General features: G+C 32.6%; 3 protein-coding genes, 1 pseudogene and 1 CRISPR repeat array. All 4 genes and pseudogenes read left to right on the plus strand.

The window, feature by feature from the left end; all coding sequences use genetic code 11:
- Positions 1–19: 19 nt before the first annotated feature.
- Positions 20–905: direct repeats of the CRISPR family, unit length 29 nt; unit sequence GTTCCATCTGAACCGTGTGGGTTAGAAAG.
- A 584-nt stretch (positions 906–1489) separates the two neighbouring features.
- Positions 1490–2626 carry a DNA double-strand break repair nuclease NurA gene (locus SULYE_RS07030; RefSeq protein ID WP_007547917.1) on the plus strand — a complete coding sequence of 379 codons (1137 nt, stop codon included), beginning with the start codon at positions 1490–1492 and terminating at the stop codon, positions 2624–2626.
- The gene (locus SULYE_RS07035) at positions 2623–2943 is read left to right on the plus strand and encodes a ComEA family DNA-binding protein (protein WP_007547918.1); all 321 of its coding nucleotides are present in this window, start codon (positions 2623–2625) and stop codon (positions 2941–2943) included. Before SULYE_RS07030 ends, SULYE_RS07035 begins: the two co-directional genes overlap by 4 nt.
- Complete coding sequence (locus SULYE_RS07040; protein WP_007547919.1) at positions 2931–3248, plus strand: tetratricopeptide repeat protein; 318 nt, start codon at positions 2931–2933, stop codon at positions 3246–3248. The genes SULYE_RS07035 and SULYE_RS07040 overlap by 13 nt, the downstream gene beginning before the upstream one ends.
- An 11-nt stretch (positions 3249–3259) precedes the next feature.
- A pseudogene (locus SULYE_RS07045) lies at positions 3260–3492 on the plus strand (ADP-heptose--LPS heptosyltransferase); the annotation flags it as partial.

Raw genomic sequence — 3492 nt, forward strand, 5'->3', positions numbered from 1 at the left:
ATGCTATATCTAAAACAAAGTTCCATCTGAACCGTGTGGGTTATAAAGTAATAGTTTTAAATACCTTATAAAGGATTTAGAGACGGTTCCATCTGAACCGTGTGGGTTATAAAGCACTCAGCTCCTCTATCTCTCTAAACGTCTCTAATATGTTCCATCTGAACCGTGTGGGTTAGAAAGATTTTTAGATAGTCAATTTTTGCGTCAGATCTCCCAAGTTCCATCTGAACCGTGTGGGTTAGAAAGTTCATCAGATGAAAGAACGACCACGTCTTCTTCTGCGTTCCATCTGAACCGTGTGGGTTATAAAGGCAGATTATTTCAACAATAATCAACAGAATTGAAGAGTTCCATCTGAACCGTGTGGGTTATAAAGGAATTTTTATCTCTTGCGTCAGACCCATTCACATCTGTTCCATCTGAACCGTGTGGGTTATAAAGTGTCGTAAGTTTTTGCTATTGAAGAAGCACTCATGCTTAGTTCCATCTGAACCGTGTGGGTTAGAAAGAAAGTATTCTCAACTTCATTGATGCTTAAATCTCTCTCGTTCCATCTGAACCGTGTGGGTTAGAAAGATTTTTAGATAGTCAATTTTTGCGTCAGATCTCCCAAGTTCCATCTGAACCGTGTGGGTTAGAAAGTTCATCAGATGAAAGAACGACCACGTCTTCTTCTGCGTTCCATCTGAACCGTGTGGGTTAGAAAGGCTTTTCCGTTTTTATTGTTTTCTTCAATATCCTTTGTTCCATCTGAACCGTGTGGGTTAGAAAGTATCAGTGTGTGGATATAGAGAATGCTAATGATATTCGTTCCATCTGAACCGTGTGGGTTAGAAAGAAAGTTCCGCTGTTTCTCTTCTATAGCCCCCCTCAATCGTTCCATCTGAACCGTGTGGGTTAGAAAGAGTAAGACAGAAAGCACCTTACTAGTGCTCTCATGTGTTCCATCTGAACCGTGTGGCGGATTAAAAAGAAATAGAGATAAGTAAGTTATTGATTTGTCTAAATTACAAACTTTTTAAAAATGTGTTATAATATTTTATACGATGGCAATTGAATAAGGTTTTTACGAATTTATTTTTGAGTTAAAATTTAGCGGGATTATTAGCCTACCTATAAGGAATTGACACGTAGAATAGTAAACTCTACCCCATAATATTTTTTTAATTTGTAGCCTACCTATAAGGAATTGAAACAATTCTTCATCATCAACGCAGGGTAGCTCCTCTACACGTTATTAGCCTACCTATGAGGAATTGAAACACTATATTTTTAGATAGTTCCTTTTTATCAAGTCTCTGTTTGTAGCCTACCTATGAGGAATTAAAGATTATCAAACCCTCTATATCCATCATCTTTTGGCAGTCTTCTTTCACTTCTAAAGCCAATAAAAAAATCTCATATCTCCATTGCAGTATTACCTATACACAGGCTTATTTTTTATGTAAAATAAATAAAGCCATTCAAATACTAATCAAGGACACTAAAGATGAGAGTTGAACTTTTAGAAAAAATCTTAAAAAAGAAAGATAAAATTAGAGAGTATTTACAGCAGAATATAGAGAAAATCAATGAAGAAGAGATAAAATCAAAATGGACAGCATATAATCCAAATCCTAAACCAATTCATCATTTAGCAGCCGATGGGTCTTTTTATCAAAAATCTTACTTAGGCTTTAGTCTAATCGTATTTGCCGGCTATGCAGAAAATACAAATCTAAATAGTGAAAATATAAGTAGTTTTACAATTGGAGATATATTTCCGACTGTAATTAAAAAAACAGAGCATGTTAAAACATTGGCAACTCTTTTTATGTTTTTATGTGAAGCAAAAGCATTGCTTTACCTTGCTAAAAAAGAAAAACCAGATTTTATAATCTTTGACGGAACCATTACATCAAGATTTATCATACCATTTCCACTTTCTAATTGGTTTACCGATAATGAAGTAGAAAATCAAATTAACACTATCGTTAACGAGCTTTTTAAAGAAAACATAGAAAAAATAAACGAAACAGATTTGTATTTTTTAAGAGATGATATTATCAAATCAATATTTACAAAGTTAGAAAGTCCAAGAAAAGACTATATAGAAGCCATAGTCTCAAAATTTGCATATTATGAATATCTCTTTACACTTTACAACATTTTCAAATTAGAACATAAACCATTAATCATAGGATTGGCTAAAACTTCCACCGGAACAGATACGTTAAATCATTCTCTGCCGGATATAAAGTTATTTTTAAACTACATTAACGAACTTGGATATTCTGAAAGCGTTGAGCAGAGCTTAGAAAAACTAAAAGCAAGCCTTGGAGAACTTCAGCTAATAGATGATAAAATCTTTAACTTTTTATATGAGCTAAACATTGAGTCTTTTTATGCAAAATATACTTTAAAAAATGCTATAAATCTTATAGAAGTTTATCAAAATCCAGATTTCGGAACAATAAGAAAAGAGGATATATTAGACTACTTAGCAGATATGGACTACTTAGGCTACAACTATCCCTTTAAACTTAAAAAAGTTGACAACGAAGTTAGAATTACATCATCAGATTTTGAGTTTATAGAAAAACAGCTTGGACTTGAATTTTCAATCACAGGCAGAGAAGCACTATGAAAATAAACCAAGAGCTTTTAACAGTTCAAAGCTTAATCATCGGATTGTTAATTTTACTTCTATTGACTTTAAAATCTATTAACATAAATCCAAAGCCAAAGTTTACAGAAAATGATTTAAAAATAGATATAAACACCGCAGACATCATCACACTTCAAAGAATTCCTCACATCGGAGAAAAAACAGCCGAGCTTATCATTGAAGATAGAAAGATTAGAGGCGGTTATACAGATATAAATCAGTTAAAATGGGTAAAGAGCTTTGATAAAATAAAACCTTACATTAAAATAAACGAGGAATCAAAATGGACAGAATAGAGCAGTTAAAAAAGGCATTAGAAAAAGACCCAAATAATCCACTTGGATTATACGGATTAGCGTTAGAGTTATACAAACAAGGTTTATATGAAGATGCTATTATATACTTTAAAAAATATCTAAGTTTGTACGAAGACCAAGGAGCAGCATACAGAACGTTGGCACAATGCTACATAAACATCGGAGATATTGAGCAAGCCATAGAGACATACGAAAGAGGAATAGAAAAGGCAAGAAAGTATAACCACCCAACAATGGTAGAAGAGTTTAAACAGGAGATTGAAAGATTAAAAACAATGATTTAAAAAAAATTTTAGTGATAAGATTTTCATCTCTTGGAGATGTTATCCTATCTTCTGTCGTTTTAGACCCTTTATATGAAAAAGGTTATGATGTAGATTTTTTGACGTTTAAACCATTTAGCGATGTGTTTGAAAAAGACTATAGAATAAAAAATCTTATTGCTGTCGATAAATCAAGACTTAAAAGCATCTCAGATATTTACAGTTTCACCAAATCCTTAGATAAATACGATTATGTTTTAGACCT

This window comes from Sulfurihydrogenibium yellowstonense SS-5, assembly GCF_000173615.1.
GTDB classification, from domain to species: domain Bacteria; phylum Aquificota; class Aquificia; order Aquificales; family Hydrogenothermaceae; genus Sulfurihydrogenibium; species Sulfurihydrogenibium yellowstonense.